Below are 15801 nucleotides of genomic sequence, written 5' to 3'. Positions count from 1 at the left end.
TTTGGATAGCAAAAGAATGATTGCTTCGTTTCTCAAAAGAATCGGTTTGACTTTGTCTTTAAATGACCCGCAATGGGGCAGGGGATCTAACAATCCTAAGGACGATAAAAAATCTCCCGATACGCCGCCGGATCTGGATCAGGTCTGGAAAGATCTGAATCAGCGCATTGCGCGTTTGCTGGGTGGTAAAGATGGCGGTAATGGTGGTGACGGCAATGGCTTTTCTCCTGATCCCGCCAGTGCCCGTTTTGGTGTAGGTGCAATCGCCGTCGTTTTTGCCTTTGTCTGGCTGGTCAGCGGTGTATTCATCGTTCAGGAAGGTCAAACCGCAGTCATTACCACTTTTGGAAAATACAGTCATGTTACCGGTGCCGGTATGAACTGGCGTTGGCCTTATCCTGTTCAACATCACGAAATAGTCAACGTTTCTCAGGTACGTACGGTAGAAGTCGGTTACCGCAAATCGGTGAAGTTGAAAGAGGCCAGAGAATCACTGATGCTGACGGATGACGAAAACATCGTCGATATTCAGTTTGCAGTTCAGTACAAGCTCAAGAGCGCTGCTGAATGGTTGTATAACAACCGCGAACTTGGTAACAGCCGCGATCAGGATGAAATGATACGTCAGGTTGCTGAAACTGCGATTCGTGAAATCGTCGGTAAGAGCAAGATGGACTTTGTACTGTATGAGGGCCGTGAAAAAGTCGCGCTCGATACCAGTGCATTGATGCAGCAAATACTGGATCGCTACAACGCTGGCGTACTGGTCACTAACGTCACCATGCAAGGTGTGCAGCCGCCGGAACAAGTGCAGACAGCATTTGATGATGCGGTAAAAGCCGGACAGGATAAAGAGCGCCAGAAAAATGAAGGCCAGGCCTATGCCAATGAGGTAATTCCTAAAGCTAAGGGCGAAGCGTCGCGCTTGTTGCAAGAGGCAGAGGGGTATAAGTCACGTGTGGTGGCGAATGCCGAAGGTAATGCTTCCCGCTTCAAACAGGTCTTGTCTGAGTATCAGAAGGCACCTGCAGTGACCCGCGACCGCATGTATCTGGAAACTATGCAGCAAATATTCTCCAGCACTGGCAAGCTGATGCTGGATACCAAAGCAGGTAACAATATGTTGTATCTGCCACTGGATAAAATGCTGCAGACGCAGGATCCTGCTGCTAAACCGGTAGCGCCAGTTGCGCCTCCTGCCACCGAGCAGATTCCTACCGTTGAAATGCGTTACAGTAAAGATGGGCGATCCAGAGATAGCCGTGATTCTCGTGATCGGGAGACAAGATAATGAGTAAATTAGCTAGTGTATTCGCCTCTTTAGTGGCGGCGCTGATCTTCGCGTATTCGACAATTTTCGTGGTTGATCAAAAGTCACACGCTATCGTCTTTTCCTTCGGTGAAGTGAAATCCGTGATCAGCGAGCCTGGTTTGCATTTCAAGTTGCCACCACCGTTTCAGAATGTCTTGTTTTTGGATAAGCGCAATCTGACGATAGACTCTGCCGAAGCGGATCGCTTTATCACTGCCGAGAAAAAGAACATTCTGGTGGATTCTTATGTGAAGTGGAAAATCACTAACCCTAAGCTCTACTTCGTGAGTTTTGGCAGTGATGAGCGTAAGGCGCAGGATCGTTTATCGCAAATTGTGAAAGCTGCTTTGAATGATGAAATCACCAAGCGTTCTGTGCGTGATGTGATTTCCGGTGAGCGTGGCAAAGTCATGGAGGCCATCAAAGCCAAGGTCACTGAAGAAGCGCGTCAGATTGGTGTTGATATTATTGACGTACGTTTGAAGCGTGTTGATTACGTAGAGCAGATTAATAACTCTGTGTATGAGCGTATGAAAGCCGAACGCACACGTGTTGCGAACGAATTGCGCTCGACTGGCGCGGCAGAATCTGAGAAAATTCGGGCTGACGCTGACCGCCAGCGTGTCGTGATTCTGGCGGAAGCTTATCGCGAAGCGGAGCAGATGAAGGGTGCTGGTGATGCGGAAGCGTCGCAGATTTATGCGCAGGCATTTGGACAGAATCCAGAATTTTATAAATTTTATAAGAGCCTGGAAGCCTATCGCAGCACTTTCCGGAGCAAATCGGATGTGATCGTGGTTGATCCTAGTTCTGATTTTTTCAAATATTTTAAGGGCTCTAATCCTGCCGGTGCGGCTGCCGCGCCAGCGAAAGCGAAATAAGCGTTTCATCCTGACTTACTGACCCAGACTAGCGATCCGCACCTTAACCGGTGCGGATCGCATTTTGTTGCGGTCTTTCTTTTTTTTGAATGTTTTTCATGCCAAACTGGCTTTTACCTGAGAATATTGCAGATATCTTGCCGTCCGAGGCGCGCAAGATTGAGGATTTACGTCGCGTTTTTCTGGATCATTTCCGCCTCTACGGCTATGAAATGGTGATGCCGCCTATGCTGGAATACATCGAGTCCTTGCTGACCGGTGCCGGGCAGGATATGGATTTACGTACTTTTAAACTGGTGGATCAGATTTCTGGCCGCACCATGGGTTTGCGTGCGGATATGACAACCCAGGTGGCGCGTATCGATGCGCATTTGTTGAATCGCAATTATGTGACTCGCCTGTGCTATGCGGGCAGTGTATTGCATACCCGTCCTTCGGGTTTGCATGCAACCCGTGAGCCAGTACAGATCGGTGCTGAAATCTATGGTCATGCTGGCTTGGAAGCGGATGCGGAAATTCATGAAATCGTGATTGGTTGTCTGCAGGCGGTCGGTGTTAATAATGTGCGCCTGGATCTGTGCCATGTTGGTGTGTTGCGCTCCATCCTGGAGCTGGATGCGCGCGCCAAGGCTGACGAAGATAAGCTGTATGCCTTGCTGGAAGCGAAGGATGTGCCTGGTATAGACGCGATCAGTGCTGCCTATGCACCGGTAGTGCGGTCTGCTTTGCTGGCCTTGCCTTCGCTATATGGCGATGTGAGCATACTCAAAACTGCGCGTATGCGTCTGCCGCAAGTGGCGGGTATAGAAAAAGCATTGAGTGAACTCGAAGTATTGTCTAATCTGGTTGGCGCAGATCATGTCATTATCGATCTGGCCGATTTGCGGGGCTACCACTATCACAGTGGTGTGATGTTCAGTGCCTTTGTCAGCGGCTTGCCGAATGCAGTGGCACGTGGTGGTCGCTACGATCATGTGGGTGAGGCGTTTGGCCGGGCGCGTCCGGCGACTGGGTTCTCACTTGATTTGCGTGAACTGGCCAGACTGATGCCGGCTGCGGGGCGTAAAGTCGCCATCCGCGCTCCCTGGAGCCGCGATTCCGCACTGCGTGAAAAAATTAAAGCATTGCGTGATGCTGGTGAAGTAGTTATACAAAGCATGCCAGGTCATGAGAATGAACAAGACGAATTCGACTGCAATCGCGTAGTTGTTTTCGATGGTGAAAATTGGATTCTTCAAAATGTGGACTAAGTGATGTCGAACAATAAAATCGCAAAAAATGTCGTAGTTATCGGTACCCAGTGGGGTGATGAGGGTAAAGGTAAGATCGTAGACTGGCTGACAGATCATGCGCAGGGCGTAGTGCGCTTTCAAGGCGGTCATAATGCAGGCCATACGCTGGTTATCGGCGGCCAGAAAACCGCACTGCAATTAATCCCTTCCGGGATTATGCGTGAAGGTACCGCCTGCTACATCGGTAATGGTGTGGTGTTATCGGTGCCTGATCTGCTGCGAGAGATCGATAAGCTGCAAGCGAATGGTGTTGAAGTCGCTTCTCGTCTCAAGATTTCCGAGGCTTGCCCTGTGATTCTGCCTTATCACACTGCATTGGATGCAGCGCGTGAGGCGGCACGTGGCGCGGCAAAAATCGGTACTACCGGCAAAGGCATAGGCCCAGCTTACGAAGATAAAGTAGCGCGCCGTGCAATCCGCGTGGCTGACTTGTTGAATGCTGAGCGCTTTGCAGAAAAGCTCAAAGAAAATCTGGATTATCACAACTTTGTGCTGACGAATTATCTGCATGCACCTGCGGTGGATTTCCAAAAAACACTGGATGATGCACTGGCTCTGGTTCCGCGCCTGCGTCCTATGGTGGCGGATGTGTCGAGTGAATTGTATGCCGCGCATAAAGCGGGTGCCAGCCTGCTGTTTGAAGGTGCGCAAGGCAGTTTGCTGGACGTCGATCACGGTACCTATCCTTTTGTCACATCGAGTAACTGTGTGGCTGGCAATGCTGCAGCCGGTGCCGGTGTTGGTCCAAACATGTTGCACTACATCCTGGGTATCACTAAGGCTTACACAACCCGTGTAGGTTCCGGTCCTTTCCCGTCTGAATTGCCTACCGATGCAGGTGTCGGTCATCATTTGGCTAGCGTTGGTCATGAGTTTGGTACTGTGACTGGCCGTGCGCGTCGTTGCGGCTGGTTTGATGCAGCTTTGCTCAAGCGTTCGGTGCAAATTAACGGTGTGTCCGGCATGTGTCTGACTAAGCTGGATGTGCTCGATGGCCTGGAAAGTCTGAAGCTGTGCACGGGTTATCTGATCGATGGTAAACCAGTTGACATTTTCCCGGTCGGCGCGGAAGAGGCATCCCGTTGTGTGGCTGTCTATGAAGAAATGCCAGGTTGGACTGAGTCCACCGTTGGTGCTAAAACGATGGAAGCGTTGCCGCTGAATGCGCGCAATTACATCAAACGTATTGAAGAGTTGGTTGGTGTGCCGGTAGATATGGTTTCTACGGGCCCGGATCGCGAAGAAACTATCGTTCTGCGTCATCCGTTTAATTAAGAAAGAAATAAGAAATATGAATACTCCTGAATCTGACGATAAGCACCTGTGGGTTTCCTGGGACGCATATCACCGTTCTATCGAACAGCTGGCTTTGAAGGTGCATGAGTCAGGCTGGAAGTTTGATCAGGTACTGTGTCTGGCGCGTGGCGGTTTGCGTCCTGGTGATATTTTCTCGCGTATCTTCGATGTGCCGCTGGCTATTTTGTCGACCAGCTCTTACCGTGAAGAGGCGGGCACTGTGCAGGGCTCGCTCGATATCGGTAAATACATTTCGATGACTAAGGGTTCTTTGCAGGGGCGTGTTCTGGTGGTAGATGACCTGGTCGATTCCGGCGTCACCCTGGAGCGCGTATTGCATCATCTGCGTGAAAATTTCCCAGGCGTGACTGAGGTAAAGTCTGCGGTAATCTGGTTTAAAGCATGCTCTACAGTAGAGCCAGATTATTATGTGGATCACCTGCCGACTAATCCATGGATACATCAGCCGTTTGAAGAATATGACGGTATCCGTCCGCACCAGCTGAATGCATGGCTGAAAAGAGGCGAGACTGCGTAAGTCTGGTTCCATTTAAAAACAGAAGCTCAGGCTTCTGTTTTTTTATGTGTACGCAAAGGATGTGACGGGGTTCGGCGCGGACAGTTGCTGATGAGGTGTGTGCAAGGATGAGTGCAGGGATGAGTATCGGGCGCAGAATGCAAAAGGCCCGGTCAATTTTCACTGACCGGGCCTGGCAATCTTGGTGCCCACGGAGGGACTCGAACCCCCACACCTCGCGGCACATGGACCTGAACCATGCGCGTCTACCAATTCCGCCACGTGGGCAACGGAAGACAGCTATTATAGGGTAATGTGCGTGGTTTGCACAGGGGGTAAGGGAAATTTTTGCTGCGCGGTGGCAGGGCGCCTGGTGATGCGTGTTGATTTTGTGAAGATTGTGGTCGAAATTTGTGATCGAAATAATGCAAAAGGCCCGGTCAATTTTCACTGACCGGGCCTAGCAATCTTGGTGCCCACGGAGGGACTCGAACCCCCACACCTCGCGGCACATGGACCTGAACCATGCGCGTCTACCAATTCCGCCACGTGGGCAACGGAAGACAGCTATTATAGGGTAATGTGCGTGGTTTGCACAGGGGGTGACGGAAAATTATGCTGCACGGTGGCAGGGTGTCTGGTGATGCGTGTTGATTTTGTGAAGATTGTGGTCGGAATAATGCAAAAGGCCCGGTCAATTTTCACTGACCGGGCCTAGCAATCTTGGTGCCCACGGAGGGACTCGAACCCCCACACCTCGCGGCACATGGACCTGAACCATGCGCGTCTACCAATTCCGCCACGTGGGCAACGGAAGACCGCGATTATAGATTAATTGGAATTGATGTCAAGGCGGTCCGTTGAAAAATGCAAGAATAGTTAGGTAAAAAAGCGTTGCTCCGGTAAACTGTCTGGGTGCACTGCAGTATATTGTTGCTGTAGGCATTTTATTTTATTTTTAGAAATTCATTACATTTGAATAAACATTTATACCCCATTCCAAGTCGGGAAGAAATTCTCGGTATTCTTCGTACAAGTAAGGCTAAGCTCAGTGCTGAGGCGCTGGCGGATCAACTGCATGTAAAACCAGAGGAGTTCGAGGGCATGACGCGACGACTGAACGCAATGGAACGTGACGGGCAAATCAAACTGGGTAAATCTGGCCAATACACTTTGGCTAATCAAGACAGTTTTATTTCGGGAAAAGTCAGTAGCCACCGTGAAGGTTATGGCTTCCTGATCCCCGATGATGGCAGCGAAGACTTATTCCTGCCTGAGCGTGAAATGCAGAAAGTCTTGCATGGTGACCGTGTCATGGCCAAGATCGTTGGTACTGATCGCCGTGGCCGGCTTGAGGGTGGGATCGTTGAAATTACAGAGCGCGCTAATACCCATGTGATCGGCAGATTGCTGCATGAAAATGGCGTATGGGTAGTTGCGCCTGAAGACAAGCGCTTTAGTCAGGACATCCTGCTTGCTGCTGCCCCCGGAAAAGTAAAAGCCGGACAAGTGGTCAGTGTCGAATTAATCGAGCAGCCTACCCGTTATGCGCAAGCGGTAGGGAAGATAGTCGAAGTGCTGGGTGAGATTGATGACCCCGGCATGGAAATTGAGATTGCAGTTCGCAAGTTTGGTGTGCCGCATATCTTCTCTGATGCCGCGTTAAAAGTTGCCGCGAAATTGCCTTCAGAAGTGCTGGCAAAAGATCTGGCAGAACGCGTCGACTTACGCGATGTGCATTTGGTCACCATAGACGGTGAAGATGCACGGGATTTTGATGATGCGGTCTATTGCGAACCTGTCAAAATCGGGCGCAGCAAAGGCTATCGCCTGATTGTCGCAATCGCAGACGTGAGTCACTATGTGAAGCCCAATGATGCATTGGACCATGATGCTTTAGCGCGCAGCACCTCGGTATATTTTCCGCGCCGCGTGATTCCTATGCTGCCGGAAAAGCTGTCTAATGGTCTGTGCTCACTGAATCCGGATGTGGATCGTCTGACGCTGGTATGCGATATGGTCATCACTAAGGAAGGTGAGATCCAGGCCTATCAGTTTTACCCGGCAGTGATCCATTCTGCGGCCCGCTTTACCTACACTGAAGTCGCCGCCATCCTTGGCAATACCAAGGGGCCAGAAGCCGCTAAACGTCAGGCCCTGGTGCCGCATCTGAGCCACTTATATGAAGTGTTTCAGGCCTTGCTGAAAGCGCGTCATGTGCGCGGTGCGATTGATTTCGAAACCACAGAAACCTATATCGTTTGCAATGCTGCGGGCAAAATAGAAAAGATTATCCCACGTACCAGAAATGATGCGCATAAGCTCATCGAAGAATGCATGCTGGCCGCCAATGTGTGCGCCGCGAATTTGCTGGAAACCTATAAACACCACGGTACTTACCGTATCCATGCAGGACCGACTAAGGAAAAACTGACGCAGGTCAGGAACTTCCTCAAGCAAGTTGGTTTGTTCCTGGGTGGTGGTGATGCGCCTAAGGCCAGCGATTATGCAGCCTTGTTGGAGAAGGTGAAGGGCAGGCCAGATGCGGCCTTGTTGCAGACTATGCTGTTGCGTTCTATGCAGCAAGCGGTCTACAGCCCGGATAATATCGGCCATTTTGGCTTGTCGTATGAAGCCTATGCCCATTTCACCAGCCCGATCCGGCGCTATCCTGATTTGCTCACGCACCGCGCGATCAAGGCCATCCTGCAAGGTAAGACCTACGAGCCTAAAGGGATAGATACGACTTTGCTGAACACCACCATTTCGAATGCAGCGCGTAAGCAATTGCAGGCGGATAAAGCGGCAGGTAAGCAAAAGGTGGAAAAAGATCCAGGTATCTGGGATATGCTGGGTACCCATTGCTCTGCCAATGAGCGCAGAGCGGATGAGGCTTCGCGCGATGTGGAAGCCTGGCTGAAGTGCTATTACATCAAAAACAAACTGGGTGAAGAGTTTATCGGCACGATTTCCGGTGTCACCCAGTTCGGTATCTTTGTTCAGCTTGATGATATCTATATCGAAGGCCTGGTGCATATCACCGAGCTTGGTACGGATTACTTCCAGTACGACGAGGCGCGCCATGAATTGCGCGGTGAGCGTACTGGTAAGCGCTACCAGTTGATGGATAAGGTAAAAGTACAGGTCAGCCGGGTGGATCTGGATGCACGTAAGATAGATCTGAGTATCGTCCAGCCTGGTTCGCAGGCAGGTGTGGCCGGTGTGCGTGGCAAAACCAAGTCCGGATCTGCAGCAGAGAAATCTGAGCGTCCTTCCAAAGCCAAAGCGGCTTATGCGGCTGAACCGGTGGAAGTACGCAAAGCGCGTTCTGCGCCTGCAGGCAGAGCACCTAAGGCCAATCCTGTTGCGCGCAAAAAGAAAGCAGCAGTCAGCAAATCTGCGTCTAAATCCTCACGGAAGCGACGCTAGTGGTAACTCAGGGAGCTGCAGTTCTGTCACTGACCTGACTGCGCTCCCTGTCTAAGAAAAAAAGACGGATGCCTCACATACACTAAGGTGTTATCGCGATTGTCAGAACTCAATGGCCGTAACAGCTTGCATCAGTCTTCATTAAGAAAAGTAAGAAAATTAAGAAAAAAGAGTTTATGAAAAGTAAAATGATTTTCGGCTTCCATGCCGTGACCTCCCGTATTCGCCACGAAGCTTCTTCGGTGGAAGAAGTGTATGTCGATGCTGAACGGCATGACCGCCGTATGAATGATTTGCTGCAGTCTGTGAAGGCGGCCGGTATCCGTATCATTCATGCAGATGACCAGCGTCTCTCCAATATGGTTGGCACGCGCCGCCATCAGGGCGTCGTTGCGAAAGCGGGTGAGTTGTCGCTGGCGCGCAATCTGGATGAATTGCTGGATGCGATTGAGGGGCCACCTTTGTTGCTGGTATTGGATGGCGTGACCGATCCGCATAACCTGGGAGCCTGCCTGCGTGTGGCCGATGGTGTCGGTGCACATGCGGTGATCGCACCGAAAGACCGTGCAGTCGGTTTGAATGCGACTGTGGCTAAGGTCGCCAGTGGTGCTGCCGAGACTGTGCCTTATATCACCGTGACTAACCTCGCGCGTACTTTGCGTGAATTGCAGGAACGTGATATCTGGCTGATTGGCACTGCGGATGAAGTAGATAAAACCATCTACGACGTTGATATGACGGGCGGTATCGCTCTGGTGATGGGTGCAGAAGGTGAAGGTATGCGTCGCCTGACCCGCGAAACCTGTGACCATCTGGTCAGCATTCCTATGCTGGGCTCGGTCGAAAGCCTGAACGTCTCTGTGGCGTCCGGTGTTTGTCTGTACGAAGCGCGCCGTCAACGCACGGTCAAAGCCTAATCAACAGCTCCTGAATCGGGATAGTCCGCGCTGTGCGGACTTTCTCAGGATGCGCTACTATTCCTGCCTGTTTCACTCCAACTTACCCCGTCCCATGTTTAGCCGTTTGCGCGAAGATATCGCCAGTATCATACAAAAAGACCCCGCCGCCCGTAATGCCTGGGATGTGGTGACTTGTTATCCGGGTTTTCAGGCGATACTCATGCATCGCTGGGCTAATTGGTGCTGGCAGCGTGGTTTGAAATGGCTGGCCCGCTTTATCTCGCATCTGGCTCGTATCCTGACCGCTATCGAAATTCATCCTGGCGCCACGATAGGTCGCCGCGTGTTTATCGATCATGGTTTCGGTGTGGTGATCGGTGAAACTGCTGAAGTCGGCGATGACTGCACGATCTATCAGGGCGTGACGCTGGGCGGCACTTCTCTGACACGCGGTGCCAAGCGTCACCCTACGCTGGAGGCTGGCGTCATCGTCGGCGCGGGGGCCAAAGTACTTGGTAGTTTCACTGTCGGCGCCGGTGCCAAGATAGGTTCTAACTCTGTGGTGGTCAAGCCGGTTCCGGCCGGTGCAACGGCAGTCGGCAATCCTGCACATATCATCAAGAAGGAGACGGGCTCGGCAGATTCCGGCAGTGCGCAATTATTTGCGGCCTATGGGGTTACGCCGAACAGCGACGATCCGGTTTCTAAGGTGCTGCATAAACTGATCGATCATGCGGTGTCACAACAGGAACAGATCGAGCAACTGACTAAGGCGATTGCCTGTGCAGGAATACGCATAGACGAAATTACTGAGTGCGAAAAGCTCAATCCCGACCAGATTAACAGTCTGGTCGATTAAATCCGGCCAGTTACTAAGCGGTTCAGTAAGGAGCGGATGACGGGCAGTAATTCGCTCGCATGTAATCCTATCGGTCCGCTTCCTGCCGCCACCAGTTCATCGGCTGCGGCACCATGCGCCCAGCACGCGAATGCAGCGGCATCGCCCACCTCCATGCCTTGCGCCAGCAGGGCGCCACACAATCCAGCCAATACATCGCCGGTGCCGCCCGAGGCAAGTCCGGGATTGCCACTGGGGTTAATCCGGTAATGTCTGTCCTGTGGGCCACAGAGTATGCTGCCCGCGCCTTTTAAAATGATGTGACAGCCAAATCGCTGTGCTAATTCTTTGGCTGACATCGCACGGTTTTGCTGCACCTGTTCAGTGCTGAGAGCAAGCAGCCGTGCGGCTTCCAGAGGATGAGGCGTGAGCAGGGCGGCTGCGGTTCTGGTCTGGAGTAGCGCCGCTAATTCGGGCTTGGTCGCCAGCAGATTCAGCGCATCGGCATCAATCACTACCGGACAGGGATGCTGTAAAGCGGCACGCAGCAGATCTGCCGCAAGCTGTTCTTGCCCCAAACCCGGGCCGATCACAATCACCTGCTTATTGAACTCAAATTGCCTGGCATCCCTGCACATAATTTCCGGGTGTAGCATATCCAGTCTGAGCTCCGTATCCGGCTGCACCAGAAAAATTCGCCCGGCACCGGCAAACAGCGCGGCTCTGGCAGCAAGGATGCCCGCGCCCGCCATACCCGGCGCAGCACCGATGATGGCCACATCGCCAAAGCTGCCTTTATGGGTATAAGCCTTACGCGACAATGCATGACATTCGATTTGTGCAGGATCAGTCAGGCAGGCCACATACCCGCTGTGGGCCACAGCAGCAAGCTGCAGATCATCCAGCAATACCTGACCGGCCAGCTGCTTACCATAACCGGTATGCAAGCCAGGCTTGTTGCCAATCAGACTTAAGGTGTGCGTGGCAGCGATGCAGCAGCCAGCTGCGCCACCTACAATTGCACCGGTTTCTGCGTGTAGGCCACTGGGCACATCGATGGCCAGCACTGGGCAGCCGGTTTGCGCGGTGTAGTTGTTTATCTGGGCTACCAGTTGCGCTGCAGCGTCAGTGATGGGCTTATTCAAGCCTATGCCGAACAGGCCATCCACGATTAACTGATAGGCCGGCTGGTCGGTTGAGGGCACTAAGGAGACATCGGCAGGCAGATGTTGTATCGGGGCGTGTAAGGCCTGGTTCAGTGCCAGTTGTGCCTCCGGTGAGCGGGCGGCATCTTCGCCTATGCGGATCATATCTGTGGTGTAACCAGCAGCACTGAGGTGAGCAGCTGCTTCCATGGCGTCGCCGCCGTTATTGCCGGGTCCGGCGATCAGCAGCACCGGGCCTTGACCGGGCTTGATGAGTGTCAGTGCCTGGCTAAAGATCGCTTTGCCCGCCAATTCCATCAATGACGGCTGGTGTCTGTCGGCCTTGGCATTGCGCTCCAACATCTGGATTTGTTGGATGCTGAATAAACGATCTGATTGTTGAGGCTTCACCTGCATGATGGCCTTACTTCGGTTTGGGCAGCGGGATGGCTTTATCTCCGCCGTACATCATAGCATTCAGACCTTGCTGGAATAATTTTTCTATCGGCGTTTCCAGATAGGGCATCAGCAGCGTCAGCATCAGAAAACCTACCCCTATCGTAATCGGAAAACCTATCCCGAAAATGTTCAGCTGAGGCGCTGCGCGGGTCAGGATACCCAGTGCGATATTGGTGATGAGCAGTGCGGCAACAATGGGCAGCGATAATTTGAGGCCGGTAATGAAAATCTGCTCGCCCCAGATCACCAGCCTATACATGCTGAAGCCCGATTTCAGATCGCTCGCAATTGGAATTGTGCTGAAACTTTCCACCAGTGCGGACAACATGGCCAGATGCGCATTCAGCGCCAGAAATAATAAGGTCGCGGTGAGCACCAGAAATTGCGAAATCGCTGAGTTTCGCCCTTGCGTCATCGGATCAAAGAAGGTTGCAAAGCCCAGGCCCATCGTCATACCCGCGACCTCGCCAGCCATTTCTATGCCGGCAAACAGGATGCGCATCACGAAACCCATGGCCAGACCGATCACAAACTGCTGCGTCAGTATCAACATACCGGTTAATGACAGCGGATCTGCCCCCGGCAGCTTGCCTATAGTCGGTGCGACGATCATGGCGAGTGCTACACCCAGCATGAGTTTAATTTGCATGGGTATCGCGCTATTGCCGAATGGCGGGGCAACAGCAATTAAGCCGAGTATGCGCGTCAGTGGCCATAGAAAAGCGGTAATCAGCTCGATCAGCTGCTGACTGGAGAAGTTAATCATCCCGTCTCTCTGTCAGCTCAGGCTGCCATAGTGGCGATGCTGGTCAACATTTCGCGCATGTAATCGAGCAGTATGGACAGCATCCAAGGGCCAGCCACGATCAGGGTGACGAAGATGCCGACCAGTTTAGGAATGAAAGATAAGGTGGTTTCATTAATCTGGGTGGCCGCCTGAAAAATACTGACGACCAGGCCTATCGCCAGCGCCACCAGTAACAGCGGCGCGGACACCATCAGCATGACTTCCATCGCATGCCGGCCCATATTCATGACGGTATCTGGAGACATGACTTCCTCTAGTAAAAACTTTGTGCCAGCGAGCCTATCAGCAGCGCCCAGCCATCTACCAGCACAAATAGCATCAGCTTAAACGGCAGTGCGACGATAGAAGGGGAGACCATCATCATCCCCATCGACATCAGTACACTGGCCACCACCATGTCGATGATCAGGAAAGGAATGAAGATCGCAAAGCTGATCTGAAATGCGGTTTTTAATTCACTGGTGACAAAAGCCGGAATCAGCACGCGCAGCGGAACTTGCTCCGGACCTTGTAATTCCGGGATGTTAGCCAGTTTCACATACAGCGCCAGATCGGTCTGGCGGGTTTGTTTCATCATGAACTCTTTGAGCGGTGCGGCGCCTTTGTCTAAAGCTTCAGACATGCTGATTTTGTTTTCTGAAAAAGGCTGATAGGCGTCGGCATACACTTTGTCCAGCACCGGTCCCATCACAAATAAAGTCAGAAACAAGGCGAGTCCGACCATGACCTGGTTTGGCGGAGCAGATTGGGTGCCCAGTGCCTGACGTAACAGCGACAGCACGATGATGATGCGGGTGAAGCTGGTCATCATCAGCAAAGCTGCAGGTAAAAAACTCAGCGAAGTCAGGAACAGAAGAGTCTGCAGGCTCAATGAATAATTCTGTCCGCCACCGGCAGCTGGTGTGGAGTTGATAGCGGGCAGCCCGCCACTATTTTGGGCGAATACCGTGTCCGGAAAGAGTAGCAGGAATGAGAGCGTAAACAGACTCAGACACAGACTCAGAAACAGACTCAGACGTGGTACGGGATAGCGTAGCAGTTTCATGCAGATTATGTTTGCGGTGGGCGTGACTCAGCAGCGGAGCTGGTTTCATTCCGCTTAGCGATGGTTTTTTGCAGCCAGTTTTGAAAGGCACCCGTGTCGGTGCTGCCATGCTGTAACAGCTCTTCCTGTCTGGCGACCTGGCCCAGCTGATTAATGCTGTGTGCGGTGACACCGAGGACCATCCATTGATCGCCTATCTCTACCACCAGAATGCGTTCACGCTGACCAAGATTGAGTCCACCTACAATTTTCAAAGCCAGCCGGTTTTGCTGGCCAACCGGTGTGATACGTTTAAAGGCCCAGGCGGCCGCAAACATCAGGCCCAGAATAAACAACAGCGCCAGGATGATTTGCAGGAAACCGGTAGTGGGCGCAACAACCGCATTGTCGGCAGCCTGACTCAGGGCTGGCAGCATCAGAATCGACAGCAGGGAAGGGGAGAGTTTCTGCATTATTTATTGAGTTTTCTGATGCGTTCAGCAGGCGTTACGATATCGGTCAGACGGATACCGAACTTATCATTCACCACCACCACTTCACCCTGGGCGATCAGGCAGCCGTTGACCAGTACATCCATAGGTTCACCGGCCATGCCATCGAGTTCAACCACTGAGCCTTGCGCCAATTGCAGCAAATTTTTAATCGCAATCTTGGTGCGTCCAAGTTCAACCGTAAGCTGGACCGGAATGTCCAGAATGAAGTCAATGTCATTGTGGGTTTCTATACCACTGCTTTTATTGCTGAATTCGGTGAAGATGGCGGCACTGGGTTCTGCTTTTGGTGCTGCGCTGGATGCTGCTGCAGCAGCTTCAGCCTTTTCCTGCTCGGCAATGGCTGCGCCCCAATCGTCTTCACTGATGGGTGTGTCTGCGCTTTCATCCATGATTTTCTCCTTGTGCTACTTCCTGTACGCTGGAGCTGAGCAGCTTTTCCACGCGTAAGGCATATTGACCATTAAAAACACCATACTTACATTCCATGACCGGGGTGCCGTCCACTTTAGCTGAGATGATCTCAGGCACGCTGAGCGGTATCACATCTCCCTCTTTCATATTCAGGATGTCGCCCAGTGTGACGCGGGTGGTACCCAGATCTGCCACCAGTTCGACTTCTGCAATCTGTATCTGCTGCGTCATCAGACGTACCCAGCGTTTATCCACTTCCAGCGTTTCACCTTGCAGGCTGCTGGTCAGTACATCGCGGATAGGCTCTATCGTCGAGTATGGCATGCAGATATGCATTTCGCCACTGACTGGCCCCAGTTCTATCGTGAAGGTAGTGGAGACCACTACCTCATTTGGGGTAGCAATGTTGGCGAACTGCGTGTTCATTTCTGAGCGTATATATTCAAATTCAATCGGATATACGGGTTCCCAGGATTTGGAATAGGTTTCAAAAATGATTTCCAGAATACGGTGAATGATCCTTTGTTCTGTCTGGGTAAAGTCGCGACCTTCCACCCTGGTATGGAAGCGTCCATCACCGCCAAACAGATTGTCCACCAATAAAAATACCAGTCCCGGGTCGAGCACGATCAGCGAAGTGCCGCGCAAAGGCTTCATGTGCACCAGATTCAGATTGGTTGGTACCACCAGATTGCGGATGAATTCACTGTATTTCGACACGCGCACTGTGCCGACGGAAACCTCGGCACTGCGACGTAAAAAATTAAATAAGCCTATGCGTAACAGACGTGCAAAACGTTCATTGATGATCTCCAGCGTCGGCATACGGCCACGCACGATACGCTCTTGCGTGGCGAGATTGTATGGGCGGACACCAGAGGTGTCCTCCTGAGAGAGGGAGTCATCCTGATCTCCCGTGACACCCTTTAAAAGGGCATCAACTTCTTCCTGGGAGAGAAAATTGTCTGACATGAT

The 15801-nt window shown here is 52.1% G+C and carries 15 protein-coding genes and 3 tRNA genes; 8 read left to right on the top strand and 10 right to left on the bottom strand.

Features of this window, described 5'->3' with window-relative positions; all coding sequences use genetic code 11:
• Positions 1-16 precede the first annotated feature (16 nt).
• The 5 genes from hflK (at position 17) to H8K43_RS13735 (ending at position 5319) form a co-directional block, all read left to right on the top strand.
• Positions 17-1291, top strand: a complete 1275-nt coding sequence (hflK, locus tag H8K43_RS13755) for an FtsH protease activity modulator HflK (protein WP_186904384.1) — start codon at positions 17-19, stop codon at positions 1289-1291.
• Entirely contained in the window at positions 1291-2193 is a 903-nt protein-coding gene (gene hflC, locus H8K43_RS13750; protein ID WP_186904383.1) for a protease modulator HflC, read from the top strand. Before hflK ends, hflC begins: the two co-directional genes overlap by 1 nt.
• Before the next feature lie 98 nt (positions 2194-2291).
• Positions 2292-3443, top strand: coding sequence for an ATP phosphoribosyltransferase regulatory subunit (locus tag H8K43_RS13745; protein WP_162020953.1), 1152 nt, complete (start codon positions 2292-2294; stop codon positions 3441-3443).
• A 3-nt stretch (positions 3444-3446) separates the two neighbouring features.
• Positions 3447-4760, top strand: a complete 1314-nt coding sequence (locus tag H8K43_RS13740; RefSeq protein WP_162020952.1) for an adenylosuccinate synthase — start codon at positions 3447-3449, stop codon at positions 4758-4760.
• A 16-nt stretch (positions 4761-4776) separates the two neighbouring features.
• Positions 4777-5319, top strand: coding sequence for a phosphoribosyltransferase (locus tag H8K43_RS13735; RefSeq protein ID WP_162020951.1), 543 nt, complete (start codon positions 4777-4779; stop codon positions 5317-5319).
• Positions 5320-5501: 182 nt separating this feature from the next.
• On the opposite strand, the gene H8K43_RS13730 is transcribed toward H8K43_RS13735, so the two are convergent.
• The 3 genes from H8K43_RS13730 to H8K43_RS13720 all read right to left on the bottom strand — a co-directional run bounded on the left by H8K43_RS13730 (position 5502) and on the right by H8K43_RS13720 (position 6107).
• Positions 5502-5586, bottom strand: a tRNA-Leu gene (locus H8K43_RS13730).
• A 182-nt stretch (positions 5587-5768) separates the two neighbouring features.
• Positions 5769-5853: transfer RNA gene (locus tag H8K43_RS13725), tRNA-Leu, on the bottom strand.
• Between the two features lie 169 nt (positions 5854-6022).
• Positions 6023-6107: transfer RNA gene (locus H8K43_RS13720), tRNA-Leu, on the bottom strand.
• A 166-nt stretch (positions 6108-6273) separates the two neighbouring features.
• Between H8K43_RS13720 and rnr the strand changes: the two genes are divergently transcribed.
• The 3 genes from rnr to cysE all read left to right on the top strand — a co-directional run bounded on the left by rnr (position 6274) and on the right by cysE (position 10485).
• Positions 6274-8727, top strand: a complete 2454-nt coding sequence (rnr, locus tag H8K43_RS13715) for a ribonuclease R (RefSeq protein WP_186904382.1) — start codon at positions 6274-6276, stop codon at positions 8725-8727.
• A 176-nt stretch (positions 8728-8903) separates the two neighbouring features.
• On the top strand, positions 8904-9644 hold the full coding sequence (gene rlmB, locus H8K43_RS13710; protein WP_186904381.1) for a 23S rRNA (guanosine(2251)-2'-O)-methyltransferase RlmB: 741 nt from the start codon (positions 8904-8906) through the stop codon (positions 9642-9644).
• A gap of 94 nt (positions 9645-9738) precedes the next feature.
• Positions 9739-10485 (top strand): serine O-acetyltransferase, encoded by a 747-nt coding sequence (cysE, locus tag H8K43_RS13705; protein WP_186904552.1) that lies wholly within the window; start codon positions 9739-9741, stop codon positions 10483-10485.
• Here cysE and H8K43_RS13700 read toward each other — a convergent pair.
• The 7 genes from H8K43_RS13700 to fliM are packed head-to-tail and all read right to left on the bottom strand — an operon-like array spanning position 10482 to position 15798.
• Positions 10482-12020, bottom strand: a complete 1539-nt coding sequence (locus H8K43_RS13700) for an NAD(P)H-hydrate dehydratase (RefSeq protein WP_186904380.1) — start codon at positions 12018-12020, stop codon at positions 10482-10484. The two genes, cysE and H8K43_RS13700, sit on opposite strands and share 4 nt — an antisense overlap.
• Before the next feature lie 13 nt (positions 12021-12033).
• Positions 12034-12834 (bottom strand): flagellar biosynthetic protein FliR, encoded by an 801-nt coding sequence (gene fliR / locus H8K43_RS13695; protein WP_186904379.1) that lies wholly within the window; start codon positions 12832-12834, stop codon positions 12034-12036.
• Between the two features lie 17 nt (positions 12835-12851).
• Entirely contained in the window at positions 12852-13121 is a 270-nt protein-coding gene (gene fliQ, locus H8K43_RS13690) for a flagellar biosynthesis protein FliQ (protein ID WP_162020946.1), read from the bottom strand.
• Positions 13122-13129: 8 nt separating this feature from the next.
• Positions 13130-13921 carry a flagellar type III secretion system pore protein FliP gene (gene fliP, locus H8K43_RS13685; RefSeq protein WP_186904378.1) on the bottom strand — a complete coding sequence of 264 codons (792 nt, stop codon included), beginning with the start codon at positions 13919-13921 and terminating at the stop codon, positions 13130-13132.
• Positions 13922-13926: 5 nt separating this feature from the next.
• On the bottom strand, positions 13927-14373 hold the full coding sequence (fliO, locus tag H8K43_RS13680) for a flagellar biosynthetic protein FliO (RefSeq protein ID WP_186904377.1): 447 nt from the start codon (positions 14371-14373) through the stop codon (positions 13927-13929).
• Positions 14373-14804, bottom strand: coding sequence for a flagellar motor switch protein FliN (gene fliN / locus H8K43_RS13675; protein ID WP_186904376.1), 432 nt, complete (start codon positions 14802-14804; stop codon positions 14373-14375). Before fliN ends, fliO begins: the two co-directional genes overlap by 1 nt.
• Positions 14797-15798 carry a flagellar motor switch protein FliM gene (gene fliM / locus H8K43_RS13670; protein WP_186904375.1) on the bottom strand — a complete coding sequence of 334 codons (1002 nt, stop codon included), beginning with the start codon at positions 15796-15798 and terminating at the stop codon, positions 14797-14799. Before fliM ends, fliN begins: the two co-directional genes overlap by 8 nt.
• Positions 15799-15801 lie beyond the last annotated feature (3 nt).

It is taken from the genome of Cognatundibacterium curvum, from assembly GCF_014284235.1.
Taxonomy (GTDB): Bacteria; Pseudomonadota; Gammaproteobacteria; order Burkholderiales; family Burkholderiaceae_D; genus Undibacterium; species Undibacterium curvum.
The sequence above is the reverse complement of the archived record's forward strand: the minus strand, read 5'-3'. Positions and strand labels throughout refer to the sequence as shown.